This is a genomic window from Luteimonas sp. AC640a, assembly GCF_979256585.1.
In genome coordinates, this window is sequence record NZ_CEEDOV010000007.1 from 690,952 (window position 1) to 714,139 (window position 23,188).

Genomic DNA, 23,188 nt, shown 5'->3' on the forward strand with positions numbered 1-23,188 from the left:
GTTCGATCGCGTTCGCTTATGGCGGGAAACGGGCATTGATGGCGAGAGCCCCGCGCTACGAGGGCGCAGTTGCCGACTGCGGCTATAGATTTCCGCAGTTCTCATAGAACTCGTCTTCCGTCATCCGACGAGACCCAAACGCTCCGCGATACAGAGCATTCGCTTTTTCATCAGCTTCGGCAAATTCCGTCAGCGTCAAACCAGCACCGTGCTCAGCAGCGTCTTGGCCGAAGGCCGATCGAAAGTTGGGATCGTGAGCACCAAGCTCCATAAGCCGCGACCAGAGGTAGCGGCTTTCCTTGGACAGCGCGACTGCGGTCTGCACCCCGTGATACGCACGCTGCGCGTTGTAAGCCGCCAGCACCATCGGCCAAGAGCCGTTCGCGATCTCGCGGTCGATGAAGTGACGCGCATAGTGGGCGTAATTGCGGCGGAGAAATGGATAGACCGATCCTGGCACGTCGAGCGGGTTCCATGAGCTCGTGACGAAGCAGAGCGCTGCTACCCCGCTCCCGTTCAGGGCTTCCGCAATCGTGGCGTTGTAGAACTGCCAATTCGCATCCGGAATCGAGACTTCGCGCATCCAGTGCTCGCAGCCGGGATCTCCTGCAGCGATGATCGCCTGGCTGCGCTCGAACAGACGTCGCTCGATCGGTGGCTTCGCCGCCACGGCGCCAGGGTTGTTGAAAATACTCCCGGGTTCGTTCCGGTTTCGCTCGTAGTGCACTTTCATTCGCCAGTAAGCAGAGCAGCGCTGCAAGAACTCGAATTTCGCCCTTGTGGACTGTACTTCTGCCGGAAGTCCTCGCAGGTCGACCGCGCCGGTGCGATCTTCCTGTTGGGGCGGCACGGGCGGTCCTTCTGCTGCGACGCTTGCTCCGCCCAAGAGCAGGCAGCAGAAAAGGGCGAGCCTCGACATCCGAGATAGCTTCATGCGTTGCTTCCCTCCAAGCACGGACGCAGATGCATCCTGTGCTGAGGCTCAAGGGTGACAGGACGGCCCAGTTTGACAAGGGGCATGCGCATGCTGGCTCGAAGGCATGCGTGGCATGCGGCTGGCTATTTCGCTTAGGCCTTTCGGATCAATCTAGGATCATTCCAAAACGATGTGACCTAGCATTGAAAATAGGCGTGGAGAGTAGTGACGAAGGCTCAAGAGTCACGTCGACGCGCGTGTCCGCTTTTGGCCGTTACCAAACGCAATGTCCGGCGTGGATGCTGAATGCAGAGCACGCTTAGGAGTCTGGCGCTAGCGAGCTAGTTGGAAGCAGTCCTCATAGCGCTCGAACAGAGGGTCAAGGTCTTTCTGCAATCCCGGAATTCCAGTAAGGACGCAGAATTGCATAGCTGCAATCATCGCGAGACCGTTGCTGAACTTCACGTTCTGCAGGATCAGTTCAAGAGGATAACCTTCCGCGAGTCTGTTAACCGGATGGATGCCACTGTGGACATACGAGTTCAATGCATGCCAAGCGCTCCCCTTGAACTCCAACAGCGCTGCATGCGGAATGGACGCGTTCGGGACTTTACTGATTGCCTCCAACATTCCTTGCACTTGAGGCAGGTTTTTTGCGGCCAGCTCCGACTCCGAAGACAGTGGGGCTGAGATCTTCTCAATCTGCAAATCTGTAGCGGAATAGAGAGTCCACACGGCACGAAGGGTGGCTTCGAATTGGGCACGTAGCACGACGAACCCACTCACGAACATCTCTCTTTCAGCCAAAGCTCGAAACGCAGCCGAGTGACGTACCGCCATACGACACAAACACGCCGAGATCGTGACTCTTGACGAGTCGTCGTACAGGGGGCGCTGTGTCACTTCAAGAATGTTCTGAAGCAGCAGTTCAGATCTCTGGAGCAGGAGTGCGTCTGGCACGTCGGAAAGATAGGGTCGAGAAGCGCTCGATCGTCAATGAATGATCATTGGCAGTCAACCAACCCGGTCGATTGGCTCGAACTGAGCATAAGGATGAAACGCTCCCCGAGCATTTCTGATTTCGGCGGACGTGAGACGCCGCGGTTCATGGTTTCCGATTTCGCAAGAGCCGGACTCACATGCTGCGTGCATGCACGACCGGACCGAGGCCAAGATTCCTCCAGCGCGCATTGCAGCCCGGTCACGCGTATGTAATATCGACTGCAGGACCTGGGATACGCAGACATGGAGTGCCGCGATGATCGCGAGCCAGTCGAAAGGAGCGCGCCTGTACGGACAAATCCGTCGCGCTTTGCAGTGCGGGCGCTTCGCGCCCGGTGAGCGCCTCGAACCGGCCACATTGGCCACCGAGTTCGACGCCAGTCTCACGCCAGTGCGTTTCGCGTTGCATCACCTGAGCGGTGAGCGGCTGGTCGTGGACAAGGGCCGCGATGGATTCCATATGCCCTTGCCTACCGAAGCCGCCTTGCGCGCGCTCTACGAGTGGATGGAAATCCAGTTGATAGCGTCCCTCGACCACGGCGCTCTGCCCAATGGCACGCGGCAGCGAGATCTCGATGCGCAGGAAAACATTGCCAAAGCAACCTGGCAGCTGTTCGACACCATCGCGCGGCGTACGCCGCAGCCGGAACTGCACATCGCGGCACGGAATGCCAACGATCGACTCGCCCCGATCCGCACCGCGAAGCGAACGCTTGTCGCTGACGCGCGAGCGGAGCTCGCAGATCTCATCGATGCCTGGGAGCGCGCCGAGGTTCCGCACCTGAAATGCGCGCTGCGCGCCTACCACGCGCGTCGCCGCAAGCTTGTGCCGACAACCGTGCACCTGCTGACCGAGGCACGTGACGCGCTGCACTGACACGTTCGCAGCATGCGCGAACGTGTATACGACGCGCCTCACATTTCCAGGTAATACAGAAAGTACACAACAAGAATCAATTGAAAATTACGTTTCCGCGTCTCGACACTCGGCTCGTCATGGAATCGCCATGACACAACCCGAGGAGACTGAGATGGATACGAACGACACCACCACCCGCACCGCGGCCCCGGTTGCGGTCATCGAGCTCGGCGTGGCCAGCATCGAGACCCAGGGCATCGTGGGCATGCAGAACGAAGAGCTGGGCTTCACGCCCGCACTGGGCATCTCCGCCGACTGACCGGCAGGGCGCGCCGCAAGGCGCGCCCTTTGTCTCGGATCGACCGATATGCCCTATCGAATTGCAAACGCAGTTTCGTACTGCGAGATCGACGGTCAGCTGATCTTCCTCGATCTCGAATCAGACCGGTACTTCCGTCTTTCAGAAGTGCTGGAGAGTATCTTTCGAACATTCGTGCAAACCGGAGAAGTGTCTTCGGCGGCACTCGCCGAGCTGACGACACACCGGGTTCTGGTCGACGCTGAAGATGGCGAACTGCACCCGCAGTTTTCTACTCCCGCGCCGCATCGCAGCGCGCTTGAGCGCGACGACTCGTCTGGCCGTGCTGCTCTACTCGCAGTTCCCGAAGTCGCAGCAGTCGTCGCCTACGTGCGGAGTCAGCTGCGGTCCCAACACGTGCCTCTTCTTCACCTGGTAGCCAGGGCATCAGCGTATCGCCAATGCCACACGGGTCATCAACGAGGCATGAGCAGCGAGGCCGACCTTCTGCGCGCAGTCGATGCTTTCACGCGTGCCCGCCTCGTTGTTCCAATCGAACCGCGCTGCTTGTTGGATTCACTGTCGCTGCTGCGCTTCCTCGCACGACGGGGCCTGCACGCGCATTTGGTCTTCGGCGTCTCGACGGATCCTTTCGCAGCGCATTGCTGGCTGCAAACGGACGATCTCGTCCTCAACGACTCCGTGGGAAACGTCATGGCCCACGCCCCGATCCGGACAATCTGATGGGCTATCGCTATCTCGCTTGCGTGACCGGCTCGGGTACCGAAGCGACCCGTCCAGAGACGAACGCTGCTGCCGCGGAAGCCCTCGGTCGCTCAGGCCTGCAGCTGCAGCATGCGTCGGAATCGGTCTCCATCTTCACCGCACCAGATACGCCGGTCCTGCGTCTGCAGCAAGGCGTGGTTGTCGGCCACCTCTTCCTGCGGAGTGGTCGGCCTGCCACAGCCAACGACCTCCCGCATTCGCTCGATGCCGATGCCCTCGCCTCTCACCTGCTTTCGCAATGCTGGGGCGACTACCTCCTGCTGTGCCCGTCCAGCGACTCGCCGCATCTGATAGTCATGCGAGAGCCATCCGGCGGCGTGCCGTGCGTCTACACGCGTGGGCGCGGGCTTGGCATCGTGACTTCCGACATCTCGCTGTGTGGTGCCTTCGGCGTTTCGCGTAGCGAGATCGACTGGGATTTCATTGCGCAGTCGCTCGTCTTTCCGCATGTCAAAACCGTGCGTACCGGCCTCAAGCACGTCAACGAGCTCCTGCCAGGCACATCTCTTCTGCTCACCCCGGATGCCGCGGCGGTGCGTGAAGTCTGGTCGCCTTGGGCATTCGTCGAGTGCGGGCATCGGCACAACGTGCTGGGAGATGCCGCTGACGACGTCCGTTCCGCTGTGCAGACCGTGGTGGCGGCTTGGGCGGATGCGGATAGATCCGTGTTGCTGGAGCTCTCCGGCGGTCTCGACTCGTCGATCGTGGCGACTTGCCTTCGCGACACGCGTGCCGAGCTCACTTGCTTCAACCTCAGCACGCCGGTGCCCGGTGCGGACGAACAGCATTACGCCGAGCTCATGGCCTTTGAGCTGGGCGTCCCCCTGCGCCTAGGCACCTTGAGGTTCGAAGACGCAGCATTTTCGTTTGCCCTGCCGCCACACACCGCCAGCCCGGGTGTGGCGGCGCTGCAGCACGCAGTCGATCAGACCATGGAGCGCGCAGCCGAATCGTTCGGGACAAGCAGCTTCTTCTCAGGTGGCGGCGGTGACACCGTCTTCGGTTACCTCCGCAGTGCGGCGCCCGCAGCCGATGCCTACCGGGAACGTGTACTCGCTGCAGGTCTGGCTTCAGTCCGGGATCTTTCAAGGCTTCACCAATGCACGCTCTGGAAGGCGGGTCGTCTGACACTGAGAAAGCTGCGGCGTCCGCCGCGGTCCGGGCCCGCGGAAGACAGAAGCTTCATCCCCGCAAGCGTTGCCCCTGGGCGCCCTACCCCGCACCCATGGACCGTGCCGCCGGCTCGCGCCTACGCCGGCGATATCGAGCGGATCACTGACCTCGCGGGCACACAGATCTTTCGGGACATCACTCTGCGCGGCACCAAGCGTTGGATGCGGCTTCCCCTGCTCTCTCAGCCCGTCGTGGAAACCTGCCTGCGGACGCCGTCATGGATGTGGATCGCAGGCGGCCGGAACCGCGCGGTAGCTCGTGCCGCTTTCGCTGACCAGTTGCCGCCGCCCATCCTTGAGCGACGCAGCAAGGGTTCGTTCGCCGCCTACTCGGGCGCGGTCTACCGACGTAGCAAACACGGGATGCGCACCTTTCTGCTCGACGGCCAGCTGCGCGAGCGCGGCCTGCTGGAGGTGCCGGCACTGGAGGCCTACTTCGACGCCGAGCTCGCCGCCCGCGATACATCGTTCATGCGGATCTTCGCCCTGTGCATGGCCGAAAACTGGGTGCGCAACCGAACGTCACCGATCAGGTGAGCGATGCGCCACATGAGCGCGCCCCTGCGCTTCACGCATGCCGCGCCAGATGGCGTACTGCGCAGCTTTTCCCGGTGCATCGTCTTCCATATCCAACAACCAGAAGCGGAACCAGTCCAGATTGCGTTCGTACACTGCGAGCTTGTGACGCGGCTGGAACTTCTGGTGCGGCTCGTTGGGGAACACGTAGAGATCAGCCCGCTGCGCCCGAAGCAGCGGGATCGTGTAGTCCAACGCGTACAGATATTCCTGCTCCGGGATCTGCATCAGCACCGGCGCGCGGATTCGATCGATGTTCAAGGCGGGCGACAGCTGCGCCCAACGCTCCGGGGTTTCGTTCGGCGCGCCGAGTTGCCAGATGCCGTGCAGGCCGGCCGTAAACGCATCGCCTTTCAGGCTGCCCATCAGGTAGTAGTTGTACGAAACCACCGGCGACGCCACCGAGACCGCCGATATCCGGTCGGAATGCATGGCCGCCCACAGCGTGATCGCACTGCCAAGGCTGAGCCCGCCCATCCCGATGCGCTCGGGATCGATCGCGCCCTGCGCCGCTAGAAGATCGATGACTGCTTCCACCGCGCCCAGTGTCTGGTCATAGAGGGCCACTCTGTCGGACAGACGCACATGGTGCTGGTTAATGCACAGCGCTGAGATGCCATTGGCCGCAAGCGAGGCCAGCGGCCACTCGTCGCCCATCCCGCCACGCAGGAACCCCGGGCATGTGTAGTACGCGATGAAGAGTGGCGGCGGCCTGCCATCCCGGCGAGGTGCGGCAAACAGCTGGCCGGTAAACACATCGCCGTGCGCATCGGTCCAGCGCAGCAGCGCGGCCGGCGTGCGCGCTGCGATGTCCTGGGCGAGTGCCAGATTGGGCTCGAACAGCACGCGCCGCGCGCCTGTCTCCAGGTCGATCCGCTCCAGCCTCGGCGGCCGATCGGCTTCCGAGGTGACGCACGCAAGCGTCCCGGTCGACGCCGCGCATTGGCTGCGGCTGTCCCGGCCGCCGCTCAACAGGCCACGCGCGGCGACAACCTCGCGCACCTCATCCCTGAGCACGTTCCACGCCAAGATCGACTGCGCCAGGCCTGCGAGCGGATCCGTCACCGTGAACAGGATTTCGTCGCCGTCAGGACGCCATTGCACTGACGTGATCGTCTTGCCCGTGCACAGCTCGGCCTGGCAGATCACCTCGCGGCCTGCATCGCGACGCGGGCGCATCGACAGCGCAACGCCCACCGCCGTGCGGCGCACCACTGCGATACGCGCGCCATCGCGTTCTTCGGCCACAAGCGTCGGCACGCCCTCGCCTCCCTTGACGTCCTCAGCAACGAGCCGCGCGGCAGGCGCTCGGGCAGGAACGACGCCCGCATCCGTGTGCCGCAGATCGAGCGTCTTCCATCGATCGGGAACCGTGGACAGCAACCCGCCCCGGTCAAACCAGACACCGCCATACCGCTGCGTCGCCGGCCGCCCTTCCAGCAGGCCAGAGCGGAACAGCGGTTGCCCCACTGGCACAGACCCATCGACACGGATGCCGATGTCGTACTCGCGTTGCTCGGCGTCGGCCACCTCCCCGCGTTTAGCGCCCACGCTGTACGTCAGCGTGGCGCCGTCCTGGCTCACTGCGAGGGCACGCACGTCGGCAGGATCGTGCGTCAGTGTCTGGCTGCCTGCACCATCCGCAGCGGCGCGCCACACATCGATCCGGTCGTCGTGCAAGGCGCGGTAGTAGATCCAGCGCCCATCCGGTGACCACGTGGCATCAGGCGGCACAGCGTTGCCTGCCGAATCACGCAGCGGCACGCCACCATCGGCCACACGCCGTGGTGGCCCGCCGTCCATCGATTGCACGTACCACGTGGTGTCGTATGTATTCCGCTCGACGCTCGCCTGCTCGACGCGAAATGCCACGCGCGATCCATCGGGCGACATGACGGGCGTGCCGAAGTCGACGACTTCCAGCAACCTGCGCGGCGCGACGTCCGCGGCTACTGCATGGCCAAACGCTGCAAACAGCACGCATGCCGCCCCCAGCCCGCGCCACTGGCGCCGAAGCGGTAGCGGAAGGGCGTGCCCAAACGGCACGCCCCCGCCCAGACCGAAGCTTCCAAGCCGCTTCATCACCACATCAGAAGTGCTTGGACACGGAGACACTCACGAATCGCCCGATGGCGGAGTAGTTCGTGGAGTCGAAGGGCGCGTGCAGGCTGTTGAGCATGGTGTGGAGCGGCGGCGCGCGGTTGAGCAGGTTCTGCGCCGACAGCGAAAGTTCCAGCCCGGACCACGCGCCCGGCCGGTCGCTTGCATAGCGCAGCGTGGCGTCCCAGGTGGTGAACGAGGCCGTCTTCTCGTCGTCCGCGGTGTTGGTCACGCCGCCGGTGTAGTTGGCGAACGTGGATGCGGACAAGCCGCCCACTGCCCACACACCGCCAAGCCGCGCATTGACCTTGGCCGGATTGAACAGCACACCCGAGAGCGCATAGTCCGCCTGCCCCGCCGCGCTCTGCTGCGAACTGTCCAGCAAGCTGCCGGAGCCACGCAGCGTCAATCGCCCTGCCCCGAGATCCATCCGGTACGAGCCCGACAGATCAAGCCCGCGAATCCGTTGCCGCGCCACGTTGACGTATTCCGCGCGCACCAGTGCCAGCACGTTGCCGGGCACATACGGCGCGCCGGCCACGTTGTAGAACGCATCTGCCGATTCGATGACCGCCTGCAGCTCGGCCGCACTCGGCGCACGCTGGACGAACTGGGCATACAGGGGGTTGCGCAGCGCCTGCGCGTAGTCGGTGACCGGCTGCACCACGCGATCGGTGTAGTCGATGTCGAACCAGGTCAGTTCCATCTCCAGGTTCGGTGCCGCCACGGGATGGAATGCCACCGACGCCGTGAGCGTGCGTGCCCGCTCGGGATCGAGATCCGGATTGCCGCCGCCCAGTACCAGCGCGGTCGCGCCAGCAGGCGCACCCACCGCGCCCAGCGTCGGCGCCTTGTACAGCACCGCTTGCCTGTCCCAGTGTTGCTCGAACAGCGTAGGCGTCTTGAACGAGCGTCCCCACGACGACTTCAAGGTGACGTCCGCGCTCGGCGCGTACACCAGCCCCAGCTTCGGCGTGGTCACCCGACCGAAGCTGTCGTAGTCCTCGCTGCGAAGCGCGGCCGTGGCCTCGAGCCGGCGCACGCCGGTCACCGCCGTCTCCGACCCGATGAGAGGCAAGCTGAGTTCGGCATACGCAAAGCGGCTGGCGTCCCGCCCTTCCGTCGTGGTGGTGCCCGTGAGGTAGTTCGCATGCAGGAAATCGTTCGAGCGGTACCCCGCCCCCACTGCCACGCGCGCCTCGCCACCACGCATCGCAAGCAGCGGCCCTTCCCCGCCCACCTCATAGGCACGGCTTTCGTTGCAGTAGCAGTCGTTGGTCCTGAGCACCGCATCGGCGTCGGGGAACACACGCGTTTCGAACTGCTCGCGCTCGTCCCGGCCCCACGTGGCGCCGGCCCATAGTGTCCAATCCCCTGGGCCGTGGAACTCCACCGTCGGTGAGAGCAAATGCGCCGTCGTCCGCGGCGCAAACGCGTGGTAGTAGTTCACCGCCGCGGACGGCCAGTTTGCATAGCGCTGGTCGCGGCGCGTGCGCAGCGCATCCACACGCACATCCACGGAGTCGCCAAGCGACTGATGCAGGCTCAGCAGCCCGCTGCGCAGATCACTGCCGGGATACAAGGTGGTGGGCGGGCGCAGCTGCCGGGTGTAGTCGCGCTCGGCCGCATGGATCGGATCAACCGTGCTGTCCTTGAACGCCGCGATGAACCCACCGCTCGACCACATCGCACCAGCCGTGGCGGTGTACTCGCGTGTGCCCAATCCGCCATCCGCGGAATCGCCATAGCGGGCACCCACCTGGACGCCCTCGTAGTCGCGCCGCAGGATCACATTGCCCACGCCGGCCACCGCATCCGAGCCGTAGATGGCGGATGCGCCATCGGCCACAACCTCAATGCGCTCCACCGCCTCCACCGGAATGGCGCTGATGTCCACGGTCTGCACGAAGCCGCCGTAGGTCATGCGCCGGCCATTGAGCAGCGTGAGCGTGGCATCCGGGCCCAGGCCGCGCAGATTCAAGGACGAGCCGCCCGTGATGTTCTGGTTGGCCAGACCACCCGACCCCGTCGACGCACCCGCCGCCACGCCCGGGTTCTGCCCACCGCCGAAGTTCTGCGGAATGCTGCGGATGACCTCGCCGAGGTCCTTGAAACCCTCTTCTCGGATGCTCTCGATGCCGATGGTCACCACAGGCGAAGGCGTCACACCACCGCGGATGCGCGTGCCGGTGACCTGCACAGTGCCGAGTTCGACCGCGTCAGGATCTTTCGTGCGAGAGGCCACGGTCGCATCCTGCTCAATGGGCGCGCCACTGAACTGAGCTCCAGCGCCAGCCAGCGGGAGCAAAGCGGCTACCGCAGCAGCCAGTGTGTTTGTTGCAAATGGCCCGCATCGCCGGGCATATCTCTTCCGCATGTCATTGCCTCGTCCATGGCGCGGCAAGATCGCCGGTGCGCCTCCCAACGAGATTTGATGTCGGTTAAGAGAAAGGCCCTACCTATTATGGAAATTCAGTAATGCAGCAAAGACGTGCAGTGCCAACTGTGCATACAAGCGCCCAACGAACGGTCGACCACGGCGAGCATTCGGCGACTTGTCTCCATTACGTCGCCTAGAGGTCACTATCGATGAGTGAACGCAGATCGGGGTCGCTGCCAAGGCGACGGGCATCTTCGTCCAACCGCTCAAGATACCGATACGCCCGCTCGTGTCGTGGGTCGGCAGCCAACCACTTCTCGCGGTTCGCTCGCTGTCGGGGCGACTCCTCGCAGCTCCGGGCCAAGAAACCTGCGGCCCGTTGAACGATACGATCGTATTCGTGGCTCATCGTCAATCTGACGGATGCGGCGAGTGCGTCAGCCGGAAAAACGATCCTAACAGTACGCCGCAATGGCCAGCTGATTCACCGGTGCCGTCATTCGGAGTCGCGTTTAAGAAGCGCTCGCAGTTCGGGATCGTCCAGAAGCGCTGTCGCGTCTTTATCGAGCTGTTCCAAAGATCGGTAGATACGCAGGTGACGCGTATCCTCGGCCAGCCAAGCCTCGCGCGCCTGACGCTCAGTCGGTGTTTCCTCGCGGCTTCGCGCCAAGAAATCTGCTGCAAGCTCGGCAAGTCGCTCGTTCTCTGTAGCCATAACTGACACGCCCATGCAGGGCGCCTGTTCACGCGGGTGAACGATGCTACCAATGTTCTAGACGGTTTGTACTTCTACAGCCCTGCGCTACCCGTCCCGCTCGCCGACCGCGGCTCGAAAAGTTAGCAAGGCCTTGCTGATGTGCTTTTCGACCATTTTCACTGAGATGCCCATTCGGGCTGCAACTTCTGGATAGGTCATGCCCTCGAAGCGACTGAGCATGAAAGCGAGACGTCGTTTGGGAGGCAATCCGATCAAAGCGCGTTTTAGCAGTTCAAGTGACATCCGCGCATCCACGATCTCGTCAACCGGCGTCTCGTCCGCGGGAAGGGGACCCACCACGCTCAGCGAAACGTGGTCTGACGCATGTCGACGGAATCGGGCGCGCTGATGTTCAAGCACGAGGTTGTGAGCAACGCGGTACATCAGGAGCTCGTAGCTTTCGACCTTCGAGTTGTCGCGATACACCATCATTCGCGACAGGGTTTCCTGCGTCAGATCTGCAGCCAGCTCGGCATCGCGAGTGCGGCGATACAGATACTTCAGCAGTTCATCTCGATGAGCCGTTATCGCCTCATCGAAATGGGAACGCAGTCGCTTAGCGTCCTCCTCCAATGCGAGCTCGTTCAAAGCGAGATGTCGGTCGCATTGGTTCATCGCAGTTGCGACTCCGGCGACGCAATTCGAAAACCCATGCAGAAGCGTCCTCCCGCCAGCCACAGCACGCTCGCAGCATCTTCGGCACGCAGTCTTCGGGACGTTCGACTTGCCATGGTGGCGATACAACCCGTCGATGGATGGAAATCGCGGGATCTTCCCTCGATGCCTTTGGCAAGAGCGGAAATCCCTCTCTGCTTTGAATGATGTCGCGTAACGGCTATGCCCTACCCCATCAATAAGTGGGTCGCGAAAGTAAGCCAGTACCTTGCGCGCAGTGCTATCGTGAAGGCGCTACGAGCCGCTACTCGGCTGCAACCGCGAAACCCTTGACTCAAAACCGACGGTTTCTCAGACCGACGCGGACTTCGCGATCGACAGATGTAAGACAGGCACATGAGCAGCATCGGGCATGGCAGTCTCCTAGTGGCGAGCGAATCGCCTTATCGAACTAGGTGGCGGACGGTGCGGGTTGGCGTACCGGATCTAGGACCGGTGGCCCGAAGGCCCCGCGCACCGCCCGCCATACGCTGGCAAGCGAGGCCCGACCAAAAAGCGGACCCTAAAAAAAGCGCCGGCATCGTGACCGATGGGCGCGTTCGTGCGCCTAGATGACGGGACGCCAATCCCGTATTAAACAAAGCCCCGCTAGCGGAGCTTTGGTCGTCGGCGCTTTGTTGAGGGTTCTTGCCCTCGTCCCCTAACGTATAGGTTAGGTGAGGTGGCCAGGACAACGACCCAATCTTGCACTTGTAGGCGGCGCGGCCGCTATGAGAGACGATCCTTGGCGTAGGTCAGATTTCGCCCCTGTCGTAGGGGGAGCTTACGGCACCACTGGCGAAGACCTAGCCCAGCACCTGCGCGCCTATGTTGCCTGCTCGAATACGAATGGATCGAGATCAATCGATTCCGGCGTCAAGCAGGCTGACGTCCTTCCACATGCTCCATGCGTGCCAGATGATTTCGCAGGCGATTTTGAAAACCGTCGACGAACTTAAGTTTTGCGATCTCTGTTCTAGAGATGAAACCGCGCGTCGCCCGCGCCGATAAAAGATTCCCGTCGTGTCGAAGGAACTCAGTCAGCGGTGGTCTGGCTTCCCACTTTGGAAAAGCGTTAATTTGTACCGCATATCTTTGCCGCCCATCGAAGCGGGCAGCTTTTGGCCAAGCGCCTGCCAGATCCAGTTCGCTATCACGTGCTGTGTCATAAGTTCCTGGGCGCTTCAAACAAGCGCCAAGCCACTTGGCGACCGGCACCGACACTGCATTCCCTACAAGCGACCAACGCAGCGACGATCGCCCCGCATTTTCCGCCGGCTTGGTCCAGTTTTCAGAGAAGCCTTGCAGTCTTTCAGCATCGCGGATGTCAGGCGTGATCACGTCGCCTGAAGGAAGGAGAATCGCAGGCGGCGAGGCAATTCCTACAGCTGATCCTCGCTTGAGCGTCGGAACGCCGTCGGGTACCCACCCCAGTCCGCGTAACCCCTCCGTCCAATAGAAGCCGTGGGCGTGGGTACAAAGGTCGGCGGCAATCTTCTGCGGACTGACCTCGTCAGACATCAAAACGGTCGAGGGATCGATGTCGGTTGTTGTTGCCACAAAGAGAACACGCTCACGACGCTGCGGCAAGAAAGCCAAGCTGCTCACTACGCGATACGCCCAGCGATAGCCTCGCTGTTGGAACGCATCGGTCAGCACCTGCATGGCGCGTCCTTTGCCAAGTTGCAGCATGAATGGAACGTTTTCAAGCACAACCCAGGGCGCTTGTCTCTTATCTAGAAGTCTGAAAACCTCGCCTACCAAGCCGGAGCGCTCTCCATCGATGCCGGCCGTCGTGCCGGCTTGGCTCAAGTCCTGGCAGGGAAAGCCCGCAACCAGTAGATCAACGTCATTGGGAAGCGATTTGAGGTCGCGAACGTCGTGGCTGCACTCGATATCGGGAAATCTCGCCGAAAGAACAGCACGCGCAGGTTCCCATAGCTCGCACAGGAGCATGGTGTCATGTCCAGCAGCAGCGAGCCCCGACTCAAATCCACCGATACCTGCAAACAAGCCCGCAACCTTCACAAAAAAGCTCCCCTCACCACCATCTTGGCTACTCGCAACGCCCTTTTTCTAAGCACTGAAATCATCATCTAGACAGTTTGCACGCAAAGAACGTGCCGTGTGCGTTTCCTCGAATGAGGAATGGCAAACCAATTGCATGACGCTGTTCGGCAACAGCTTTACTCTGATCAAAAGGTACCGGTTCGATTGCCGACCAAGCGCCGACCCCTTGGTCAAAGAAGATGGTCCCGGCTCCCTTAGCAGTGTGGAAGTCCAATCTTCGCCTGTGGGGGACATTCTGATGGAAGTTCAAGGTGGCGGTCGGTGAAACGTCGGCCAGAAGATGCTGGAACAACAGATTGCGGTCTGAAATCTCTGCCCAGTCGTCCCTTAGCATCTTGCCGACACGCAGGCGGCGATGATCGCGACGCTGCGCAACCGTATCGACGACGATTGACGTCTTCTCATCGCAGAAAGCTGCCAACATCTCAACGACGAGCCTGACGGTAAGCGGACTGAATAGATAACGGTCGGAGTAGCGGATCTGGGTGCATGGGCCAGAAAGAACATCGGCCAATGCCTCGTCACGACCCGTTACCATGGCTTTGAGGCGTCGTCCAAATTCCTCGGCAGGACCATCCAGCTCACTGGTAACCTCGAAGATCGCCTCACGGTTCCGCTCGATAAGAAGAGCCCTGGAATCAATCACGTCTGAAGTAAACGACACGCCGCCGAGCTGCCCTCGAACGACGGGGGCGGCAGATGTGGACGCCCAGCTCGGCCCGACACGGTACGCCTCGCGGTCAAGCGACGCCCAGCCTGTGACTTTGTCATTGCGCATCACGCAAGCTAGGAGGCTGGCGTGCTCTGGCGGCTTTACACGAAGAGTTGCTCTGGCACGCTCGATCCACAAAGCGAGGCGTCGCCGCGTCACGGCATCCGCTTCATGCAAGGCATTAGCCTCGACCTCGACGTAGATGCGGCGTTCGCGTGCGCCCCACCGCTCCACTACCGATGCCATGGGCCACTCCTCGAAATCCCACTCAGCAGGATCCCCGTGCAGCATCGCTGCCAGCTTGGCCTCAGGATCATGCAGTACCTCACCCAACGCCTCGGATAGTGGCGAAGGCTCGTATGTAGTCGTGTCTCCAAAGAGCTGATGTTCCCCCGGGATGGCGATCCTTGAGAGCGTGTCGCTTAACAGTTCAAAAGCTCCCTGCCGATCGGTTTCATCTACATCCTGCTGCGCATCGGGCGCGAGAACACATCGCGGGCAAGCACGCTGCGCTCCCAGGTCGCCACATCTCCCCGTTGACGCACAGTCAAGGAAGGAACGCGCCTCGCGCAGGACGCCCACGGGATCACGCGCCAGCGTGGCCGCAAACCCCGCTCCGCCGCTGGCCCTGTCGAACACAACACTGCTCCAGCTCTCGCCCGCTGCTTGGCTGGGCGCTTGCGGGGCGGCATACCCCATCTCATCTGCATCGACACCCAGAATCTTTGCAATAGCTTCGCGAAGAGCCAACCCTATCGTCAAAGCGATGGCCTTCGAACCGCAGTCATAGAGCTGGACCTCGCATAGATCGGTCCGAATTTCATGACCTAGCGCCAAGTTGCGCACTACCGCGTATGGCGCGAGCTCTGGCGCTCCCGTGCAGGTTATTCCGTCCGATGACAGCGGAGCTCCGCGCAGGGGCTGGTGTTCTGCTAACCCCTTGGCTCCGGGCTTTCCTGTCTCAGCTTCGGCACGACCACAGTGCAAACAGATGGCATACCCCTGACGATGTTCGCCGGGGTTGAACCAAAAAACGATCCCATTCGGGCTCGCACGAAGGCGGCCAACCGCTGGATCTGGAAGTGCACGCCAACAGCCATCGCGCACTGATACCCAAGGATCGATGCTCCGGCCAGCACCAACATCGGTCGGATCGTCGTGGACATTGAATCGCGCGTCGACCGAAAACCCACCGGGACTGATAAAGCTCATCGGCGTCAGATTATCTGAATGGCATTCGGTACATGGCGTTTTATCCAACGCCGACGGTCTTGAAGAGAGGGCTCCGCAGGATTTGCACGACCACATCGTCCGCAAGCTCTGTACCTCGCGACGCCCAGCCTCATCCAGGGGGCGCTGCCAGTTGAGCGTAAGACCGGCTGACTCCATCACCACACCGTCCACCACTATGCCGCGGCCAGGCGCGTACTCGTAGATACCGATTTCACGAGAGCGCGCCGGATATCCGCGGCCCAGACTGCTTTCCCGCGGTTCGTAATGCTGCCCGGAGCCTGCGTTGCCTTTGCTGCTGAACTTGGTCTCGGTGACGAATTGCACGACGTCGGTGGGAAAACCGTAGGATGGCAAAAAGCCTCTGGAAGCCAGCTCTCCAAGCAGATAGCCCTGCTCTAAACGCTTACGCTGCAGCTCGCGAGCCTTGTTTACCAGCGCGACTTCTGTTTCCCCGGCTGATCTAACTTCAGGACCGCTACCCAACGCCTGCCATTCGGATTTGATCTCGGTGCGAATGACCTGCAGTCGATCACGCAGGACGTCGATTAGGTCCTGGTTAGGCACAACTGTCGTTCCGGCCAGTAGTGTCAGCAGCGCAGATTCCAAAATCGGATTGGACAGAGCCAAATCGAGCCAGACGATGAACTGGTCAGCCGCGCTTGGATTGTCTTGCGCTTGCGTGCTGGCATCGAGTGCGAAGAACTTGCCATTATTGAGTTTGTGAAGCTCGGAACCGCATTGAGAAAGGTAGTTAGCAAGCAACAGTGCTCCAGCGTGTCTGGTTGCGATGCTGGCACTTTGAAGGCTGACCTTGGGGGTCGCGACCTGGCGAGCTAAATAGCCGGCAGGATTAGCGATGATCATTTGGTCAAGGGGACGGTTTTTACATAAGGTCAGTCCCAGTGCGATCGGCTGCCTCTGACGTCCGGCGCGACCGACACGCTGACGATAGTTTGCGATCTGCGGAGGGGCATTAGTGTTGAGCACGGCCTCCACGCTGCCGATGTCCACTCCCATCTCCATCGTAGTGGAACAGCTGATCACGTTGATCTTACCGGCCTTGAACTGCGTCTCGTATTTTCTAAGCGTATGAGCTGCCTGTTGCGCGGAGTGCTCCGCTGCACGAATCCAAGATGACAGTTTGGCCGCGCGATCCTGCTGGTCGCCCCAGCGACTCACATCGCGTAGTGCACTGACATCAGGATCTGTCGCAAGCCAGTGATCAATCTCGGCTTCAGTCACTCGCAATCCTGCGCAATCACGGCGCCAAGAGAACGGCAAGCGCGGCATCGTGATCGATTCTGCCGGCGGATGGACACCATTTATATCGTAAGGACTCAATCCTCTAAACGTCGTATCTAGGATACGGCGCGTCGTCGGACACCAGAACGCTTTTTCAACGCGGGCGACAGACAAGCTTCCCAACTTAAAACGATTTCCGTTAGGGCTTCCGGCCATGAATGGCTTCAGTGCAAGCCAAGCATCGTGAAGCAGTGCGCCAACCATTTCCTTGTGCCGCTGATTTTCATACTGCAAGTTCAGGGACTGGAAGATCATCCGGACAACGCGTGTGGGCAGTTTGCTATAGGCGTTGGGCCACAAGCGCACATACTTGCTTGACTTATCGCCAGCCTGCCACGGTTTTACCTCGATATGACTCTGGCGCCGATCAATCCAGTTCAACCACCAACGCTCTAAATCCAGCGCAACGTTGGTCCGCAGGAAGTGCGTGACCAGAAGCCGTAGCAGATCTGCCCAGTCTTGGTAGCCAAGTCCCAAGGATCCTGCCGATGCGGGCAACAACCCCCGCTTATCGTCGATCCCAGGAATCTCGAACCTGAAGAGTCCAAGCGTCTCAGCGGAGTTCGCCCGAACCGGGCGACGCATCGCCTCGCGATACAGCAAAAACTCTGCGAGCATGGAAGAATTCTGAAAACGCGCGTCGCGGTTGCTTGCAGACCAAAGATCTCTCAGGCAATGCTCCACGGTCGCATCGCCAGCTAGCCTCCGGACCAAATCTGTCCAAGGTTTGGACGAAACCTGCAACATTGTTGAGCGTTCCGTTTCAAGCTGCTCAACAATTCCAGCGATATCAGGATCTAGATTATCTCCCATCAATACTTTGAGCTTGCTGATCTTGCTTTCGATCTTCTCCAGAGCTTGCGGGTCATCCGTCCGGTCTTCTTGCACGAAGTGATAGATGAAGCTACGGATAAAAGACCTCTCTGAAGCGACCTGGATATTGGCCGCGTGGCGCGCCGTGCCCTGACGGGCATCGGTAAAAGTAATCAGCCGACGTCCTTCAAATGGCAAATGCTGGTCTGAAGCGGTTTCTGCGGATAGATCTGCAAGTAATCCTGGCGTGATCTGCCCCATCAAGAATGGAGCCCCGGCCACAACTGGTCGTAATGCGCCGCGCTCTGGATCCACCCGATGCGGCGCGCGCGCACAACCTGGGCAACTTGAAGTATCGCCAGCGGAGAACTGGGTTGAGGGCTCGCCGTCTGGATCGAGCGATCCGGACTTGTGTGCGACGGCAACGCGATTGCCTCCCGATTTTGGCGGGAGGAATAGATAACGTCGGAGTGGTTTGACCACCACAACGACGGTCTCGGCCTCCTCTTCCTCCTCCTTGGCAAGATCAGGATCCTCGCGCTCAAGCGTCTGCTCGAATCCGTCATCGTCATGGCTTTCGGTCCATGGCGCTATGCGCATGCCCTCATCGCATTCTTCCGCCCGTAGAGCTCCCTCCCCGCACAACGTGCAGCAGACCCATTCAAGGACTAACGATTCGCAGTGGGGGCAGCGCTCCCTAGCGTCTAGCAAGATCGCGCCGTACTCCCAATCAGAGCCGTCTTTGCGTGAAGGACTGGCACTGCATTCGGGGTTGATGCACGTCCATAAGCCAGAGACAGTCCGATGGAACAGGTGTATGCGACTAGGCAGTATTGAAGCGCCGCCATTGGAGAGCAGCGCTGGTGGGGCATTGGGGTCTCTAGCGCGGGCAGCCTCGACCAGCACTGCCGTCGGATCACTTGATCCTTGGGTGAATGCAGTCAAGCTCTGCTTCCATTGCCCCCAAGAATAGAGCTTGCCCGAACGCAACTCCTCGCGTACTGCGCGAAGCTGCACGGACTCAGCCAAGATCTGTCCCGCCACCTGCGCCGTCTGATCGCGCAAGCCATCAATCTGCACAGGCCGCTCACTGCGGGTTTCAGGCGGCGGTGGCAGCGGCGCGCGCGTGCCCTCGACAACGTGGATCGCATGCTCCGGCGCTCCCGACAGGTCGCGAAGGAAGGCTCGCAGCTCCTGCTTTGCATTATCACCGCCAATCGTCGCCGAAGTGGCGACATACCGGATCTGCTCTGGTCTGCGACCGAACGCCAACGCCACTCTGCGCAATAGCAGAGAGATTTCCGCTGCCTGCGCCCCCATATAGGAATGCGCTTCGTCCAAGATGATGAAATCCAGCGTCCCTTGGGATTTCTCAAGAATCGGGGCATCACTCTGACGGATGAGCATGTACTCAAGCATGGTCGCATTGGTGACCAGCACGGGAGGCGGCGAAGCGTGCAGTGCCGCTCGGTCGCCGACACGCCATGGTTCGGGCGAACGGCTCACTTGACGAACGGATTTTGGCGTCTCCCCGTTGTACAGGCAGTATCTGAGAGAACCCTCGAAGGGTTCGAACCAGCGTGCAAGGCGCTCTTCTTGGCTGCTGATCAATGCGTTGAGCGGGTAAAGCATCAGAGCTCGCACACCGGTCAGCCCCTTCGCTCCCCCTTCCGAAAGCCTGACTAGGCGATCAAGGATCGGAACTAGGAAGCACTCGGTCTTACCCGACCCGGTACCACTGGAGACAATTACCGAGGAAGGCGTGCTCGGCGTGAGATGGCCCCAAGCCTCCGCCTGGTGCCGATAGGGTGGGAACGAGACACGCTTCAGAACTTCAATCGTCCTTGGGTCCAATACTCCTTCTTCAAGACCATCCCAGCCCTTGTCCAGTGGTAACCAGGGATAAGCGCCCTCAATGAAAGGCTCAGCCAACAGGGAGCCTTCGCTCCCGGCCGACCCGGCCCAGACCGATTTGAGGTGACGGGCAAGGGTCCTTGAGCGCGGTCTGATCATGCCGATTATCGCATCGGCCGCTTGCTCGGGCAGCCGCATTATCAACCTATCGAGATCGATCATATTCTTCCTTGATCGCTATTGTCGCCAGCTTGAAGAGAGGCATTCAGGCAAATTGGAAAGATTGCCTCAAAATATTCCGCGTCGTAAAGCCAGACATCACGGCAACGTGCGAGCTCTTTTCTATTGAGAATTTCCAGTCCGCTAGCGTGATCAGCCAGCGCGAAGGGAACCGATATCACGCCCGCTAAGCGTCTGTCATAGCTGGCCCAACGTGCCATATGTCGATCACGGTGCCTAGATGAGAGCAGATCATTCGGGGGCTGGCCGATCTCCTCATGGCGCGCGACCATGCGGTCAATTTCTCTGCGGATGCTGTCGGTTCGGCCAATGGGCGGCAAGACCATACTCGTTCCATCAATCGCATGCCCATCAGCCAACATTTGGCTGACAATAACCCTCAGAAATACAGCATTTACATGTGCAGATAACTCAGGGCGGAGGCTTACGATTTCCGCCAATATCGCGAGCTCGCGGCGGTAAATTGTAGATGTGTGAATGTCATGTCCAGCGAGCGCGGCCTTTACCCTGACGATTCGGCTGGTGAATGAAGACACCCAATCTCCCACGGGCGTCGCACACCATAGGAACGGGAGGTCACGCTGAATATCAAGCAAGGCGCTGCGCTCATTCATGGTCTGGCAATCGACAAGCAGCCTAGTCGCAAGACTGGGGGCCTGCGCGATAAGCCTGAGCGCATCGATTGAAGCCAACGGCAGTTCTTCGCGCCGAGCCAGTAGAAGCAGATCGATCAGCGCTCTGCGCTCGCGTACATCAAGACCTGCGGGATCAGCATAGATCGCGCGCATCGCACTGGCGCGATCGCATGATTTATCGAGGGCAACGGCTTGTTCGAATGCACTCTCGCGCGCCGACCTGTTCGGCGAGACTGGGACAATCTTGGGCCGAATGCGTGAGCCGTTCCTGTCAAACCCATAAATCAACCATGGCCCCTTTCGCCGCGATTTACTCAGCACATCTCGCATCGCCTCTTGACTGGCGGGCCCCTCAACTTCCACCACGCCAACTGAAGGCTGGACTAGCGACACGCCATGCAGCTTCATTCCGCGAGTTGCAGCCAGCACCGCAAACGGGCTAGCGCTTGCGACAGCGAACGGATCGATTTCCTTAGCATACCGGCGCACCTGGGCAATATGCTCGCTCCCACCATTCGCGCTCAACTCGACATAAGCATCGATTTCTTCCGAACTGCCCAATAACTGCTTAATGCTGTTGGCAAATATTGACAAAGGCACGTCACCGACAATCTGGCGACTGACCGCCAGACGCGGCGCGTCACTGGCGTGTAGTTCCAACGTTAGGAGCGTCTTGCTCGTCGCGCAAAGACGGATGCCCTTGAGATCATCAACTGCAAAGGTGGAGTGAGAGGGCAGGATGGCATCTGAGGCGCTTAGTAGCCGAAGCTCGTAGCTCGGATCAGTGAAAGACAACTCTAGCTCCGCGTCCCAACGAAGCCCCAGGATTACTTTCGGCGCACAAGCCGGCGGGCCGAGCTCGACGATATCGATGTCCGTCTCCCGGCGGACACGAAGTTCGCAAGCACCTTTTGCCGTAATTTGCCGGGCACCACTTCCGGTGACGTGCAGCTCTCTTGCGCCTCGGTCTAGGCTTTGGGCGAAGTTTGGCGGAACAACTACTGCTGTCGCGCTCAACTGCATTTCGCCACCAATGATCACCGCGATGTCGATCTTTCCCCAAGGCTTCCCGTCATGGAGTCTGCGCCAGCCGCCCCGCCCCCTAGGCCGCCAGTGGATTTCATGGTCCTTGGCCTGCCGTGTGAGCCCCTCCCGCTTGATCCAAAGTGCCGGAAACCCGCGATACACCGACTCATGCGAACTGCGCAGAAGATTTCCCACCAAGACTAGCGTGCCATCATTAACGTCATTGACTGCTGTCCGCCACTTCCACGTAATGCCGTCCTGTATGAAGGTCGCCGTTCCACTGAAGCTAACGATCAGTCGACCCGAAAGTTTGCATTGACCAAGGGACGAGTAACCGGCGGAAAATGCAAGTCGATCTAAGCTATTGGCATGCACCGCCAAGACAAGCATTGGACGACTGGTTCTGATCGGTGAAGTTCCTATTACTCGCAAAGCGAGTGGAGCACCGTTCTCGTCCATGCGCTCGACATGCATCGCGATCACCTGCGCATCCAAGGCCTCACCGCCGGGCGCGATGAACTCAACTGCACTCGTGTTGCCGATCAGAACCGCAAGTTTTGCCTCACTACTCAGGCATAGCGGCGCGTCAAACCGAGAGACAAGCGCACGAAGCGCAATTGCGTCTTGACCATCGCGCTCGCAAGATTCAATTGCTGCAATCGCAACCTGCTGGTCGCAGAATGGAGGAAGCGGAGTGATCCTGACACGACGCGCTCCGTCAACCGCCATGTTGACAACGCTAGGCATGCGTCTGGAATCCAGATCCCCGGTCAGACTGATGGTTGCCCTCGGCATCCAGTGATTGTCAACAAGGGTCAAATAGCGCTTGATTTCAAGTGCTGTACTTACGCCATCACGCACCCGGACGATTTGCTCAACCATCGTCCGGATGTCATCTGACTCGATGTCGAAAGGCAGCTCGTCGCGCCAGTTGGGCACGATCCGGTCCAGCGCATCGACCGGATCACGCCCTTCTTCATGCGGAAGCCTTGCCCTCAGATCGACGATTCTTGCGCAGAGCTCAGTAGCAGGTTCAGCTAGTGCCTGCGCCAACCGCTCAGAGACTCGCCAGCCTTCAGCCTTGATCGACTCGCTGACCTCAAGCCCCTTTTCGGCCGCGAGCACCGCATGCCTTAGCCAAGAAGCTATGCGCGGGTCTTCGCGTACCGAAGCAACCGGAAAGCCAGCCTCACGAACCACGCAGAGCAGGCGTTCACCGCCTTTAGGTTTCGGCCGCCGCCAGCCAGCGAGGCCACGATCCACAAGCGATTCGATATCGCTATAGCGAACGAGCGCGTTCGGTCCATAGGTTAAACCGATGGCATGGAGTGGACGAATCCAGTCCCAGTGACCGCCAGCACGCTCGCGCCTGAACCATTCAGCGACGTAAGACACGACAAGCGCTGGTCCATTGAGGTCCTCAAGAACCGTAGAGCTGTTTCGCTGAAGGATCCCACTTAAGTGATCGAATTCAGAACGCGCAAATTTGTATGCATACAGCGGCCGGCCATCAGGACGATCAATGCCTCGAGACGCTAGTAGCGACTTCCATCCTTCGCCAAGCTCCACTCCATCCCTCCCCCAAGGGCAACGCGAATCCTGCGTTTCAAGTTTGGAGATTAGCACCTAGCCCACTTCCGATGATCTTCAGCGCTGGCTATGAAACTCGAACCAGAGAACAACTTGCCCAAGTCATTTCTAGTGGGGCATTCCGATCCACTTCGGAAGGACATGACCTTACGGCAACAATCATCAAGCCTACCGCGAGGCGCGGCAGGGCTACTTCGATAAAACCAACCGGAC

Annotated in this window: 14 protein-coding genes; 4 read left to right on the forward strand and 10 right to left on the reverse strand. The window is 60.3% G+C overall.

The genetic code is table 11. The features are described from left to right. Positions 1-82 precede the first annotated feature (82 nt). Positions 83-934: a hypothetical protein gene (locus ACZ9YD_RS07415; protein ID WP_465074480.1), complete on the reverse strand. Its 852-nt coding sequence runs from the start codon at positions 932-934 to the stop codon at positions 83-85. Between the two features lie 315 nt (positions 935-1,249). Continuing rightward, positions 1,250-1,756: a DUF6988 family protein gene (locus tag ACZ9YD_RS07420; RefSeq protein WP_465074705.1), complete on the reverse strand. Its 507-nt coding sequence runs from the start codon at positions 1,754-1,756 to the stop codon at positions 1,250-1,252. Positions 1,757-2,174: 418 nt separating this feature from the next. Here ACZ9YD_RS07420 and ACZ9YD_RS07425 point away from each other — a divergent pair, with 418 nt between their 5' ends. From ACZ9YD_RS07425 to ACZ9YD_RS07440, 4 genes are all read left to right on the forward strand, one after another. Continuing rightward, positions 2,175-2,795 carry a GntR family transcriptional regulator gene (locus ACZ9YD_RS07425; RefSeq protein ID WP_465074481.1) on the forward strand — a complete coding sequence of 207 codons (621 nt, stop codon included), beginning with the start codon at positions 2,175-2,177 and terminating at the stop codon, positions 2,793-2,795. Positions 2,796-2,949: 154 nt separating this feature from the next. Continuing rightward, the gene (locus ACZ9YD_RS07430) at positions 2,950-3,096 is read left to right on the forward strand and encodes a benenodin family lasso peptide (protein WP_465074482.1); all 147 of its coding nucleotides are present in this window, start codon (positions 2,950-2,952) and stop codon (positions 3,094-3,096) included. 48 nt (positions 3,097-3,144) lie between these two features. Then, on the forward strand, positions 3,145-3,819 hold the full coding sequence (locus tag ACZ9YD_RS07435) for a lasso peptide biosynthesis B2 protein (RefSeq protein WP_465074483.1): 675 nt from the start codon (positions 3,145-3,147) through the stop codon (positions 3,817-3,819). Beyond that, the gene (locus tag ACZ9YD_RS07440) at positions 3,819-5,570 is read left to right on the forward strand and encodes an asparagine synthase-related protein (protein ID WP_465074484.1); all 1,752 of its coding nucleotides are present in this window, start codon (positions 3,819-3,821) and stop codon (positions 5,568-5,570) included. Before ACZ9YD_RS07435 ends, ACZ9YD_RS07440 begins: the two co-directional genes overlap by 1 nt. Here the strand turns inward: ACZ9YD_RS07440 and ACZ9YD_RS07445 are convergent. The 8 genes from ACZ9YD_RS07445 to ACZ9YD_RS07480 all read right to left on the reverse strand — a co-directional run bounded on the left by ACZ9YD_RS07445 (position 5,556) and on the right by ACZ9YD_RS07480 (position 23,011). Then, positions 5,556-7,691, reverse strand: a complete 2,136-nt coding sequence (locus ACZ9YD_RS07445) for an Atxe2 family lasso peptide isopeptidase (RefSeq protein ID WP_465074485.1) — start codon at positions 7,689-7,691, stop codon at positions 5,556-5,558. The genes ACZ9YD_RS07440 and ACZ9YD_RS07445 overlap by 15 nt on opposite strands. A 7-nt stretch (positions 7,692-7,698) precedes the next feature. After that, positions 7,699-10,017, reverse strand: a complete 2,319-nt coding sequence (locus ACZ9YD_RS07450; protein WP_465074486.1) for a TonB-dependent receptor plug domain-containing protein — start codon at positions 10,015-10,017, stop codon at positions 7,699-7,701. Positions 10,018-10,282: 265 nt separating this feature from the next. Continuing rightward, the gene (locus ACZ9YD_RS07455; protein WP_465074487.1) at positions 10,283-10,498 is read right to left on the reverse strand and encodes a FecR/PupR family sigma factor regulator; all 216 of its coding nucleotides are present in this window, start codon (positions 10,496-10,498) and stop codon (positions 10,283-10,285) included. Between the two features lie 87 nt (positions 10,499-10,585). Then, positions 10,586-10,819, reverse strand: a complete 234-nt coding sequence (locus tag ACZ9YD_RS07460) for a DUF4880 domain-containing protein (RefSeq protein WP_465074488.1) — start codon at positions 10,817-10,819, stop codon at positions 10,586-10,588. Between the two features lie 72 nt (positions 10,820-10,891). Beyond that, positions 10,892-11,461, reverse strand: coding sequence for an RNA polymerase sigma factor (locus ACZ9YD_RS07465; protein WP_465074489.1), 570 nt, complete (start codon positions 11,459-11,461; stop codon positions 10,892-10,894). A 915-nt stretch (positions 11,462-12,376) separates the two neighbouring features. Beyond that, positions 12,377-13,528 carry a DNA cytosine methyltransferase gene (locus ACZ9YD_RS07470; RefSeq protein ID WP_465074490.1) on the reverse strand — a complete coding sequence of 384 codons (1,152 nt, stop codon included), beginning with the start codon at positions 13,526-13,528 and terminating at the stop codon, positions 12,377-12,379. Between the two features lie 64 nt (positions 13,529-13,592). Beyond that, the gene (locus tag ACZ9YD_RS07475; RefSeq protein WP_465074491.1) at positions 13,593-19,706 is read right to left on the reverse strand and encodes a DEAD/DEAH box helicase; all 6,114 of its coding nucleotides are present in this window, start codon (positions 19,704-19,706) and stop codon (positions 13,593-13,595) included. Beyond that, the gene (locus tag ACZ9YD_RS07480) at positions 19,703-23,011 is read right to left on the reverse strand and encodes an STY4851/ECs_5259 family protein (RefSeq protein WP_465074492.1); all 3,309 of its coding nucleotides are present in this window, start codon (positions 23,009-23,011) and stop codon (positions 19,703-19,705) included. The genes ACZ9YD_RS07475 and ACZ9YD_RS07480 overlap by 4 nt, the downstream gene beginning before the upstream one ends. Positions 23,012-23,188 lie beyond the last annotated feature (177 nt).

Excerpts from the sequence above, each read along its gene's own strand:
- ACZ9YD_RS07415 (WP_465074480.1), bottom strand. The coding sequence starts at position 934 with ATGAAGCTATCTCGGATGTCGAGGCTCGCCCTTTTCTGCTGCCTGCTC.
- ACZ9YD_RS07420 (WP_465074705.1), bottom strand. The coding sequence starts at position 1,756 with ATGGCGGTACGTCACTCGGCTGCGTTTCGAGCTTTGGCTGAAAGAGAG.
- ACZ9YD_RS07425 (WP_465074481.1), top strand. The coding sequence starts at position 2,175 with ATGATCGCGAGCCAGTCGAAAGGAGCGCGCCTGTACGGACAAATCCGT.
- ACZ9YD_RS07430 (WP_465074482.1), top strand. The coding sequence starts at position 2,950 with ATGGATACGAACGACACCACCACCCGCACCGCGGCCCCGGTTGCGGTC.
- ACZ9YD_RS07435 (WP_465074483.1), top strand. The coding sequence starts at position 3,145 with ATGCCCTATCGAATTGCAAACGCAGTTTCGTACTGCGAGATCGACGGT.
- ACZ9YD_RS07440 (WP_465074484.1), top strand. The coding sequence starts at position 3,819 with ATGGGCTATCGCTATCTCGCTTGCGTGACCGGCTCGGGTACCGAAGCG.
- ACZ9YD_RS07445 (WP_465074485.1), bottom strand. The coding sequence starts at position 7,691 with ATGAAGCGGCTTGGAAGCTTCGGTCTGGGCGGGGGCGTGCCGTTTGGG.
- ACZ9YD_RS07455 (WP_465074487.1), bottom strand. The coding sequence starts at position 10,498 with ATGAGCCACGAATACGATCGTATCGTTCAACGGGCCGCAGGTTTCTTG.
- ACZ9YD_RS07460 (WP_465074488.1), bottom strand. The coding sequence starts at position 10,819 with ATGGGCGTGTCAGTTATGGCTACAGAGAACGAGCGACTTGCCGAGCTT.
- ACZ9YD_RS07465 (WP_465074489.1), bottom strand. The coding sequence starts at position 11,461 with ATGAACCAATGCGACCGACATCTCGCTTTGAACGAGCTCGCATTGGAG.
- ACZ9YD_RS07475 (WP_465074491.1), bottom strand. The coding sequence starts at position 19,706 with ATGATCGATCTCGATAGGTTGATAATGCGGCTGCCCGAGCAAGCGGCC.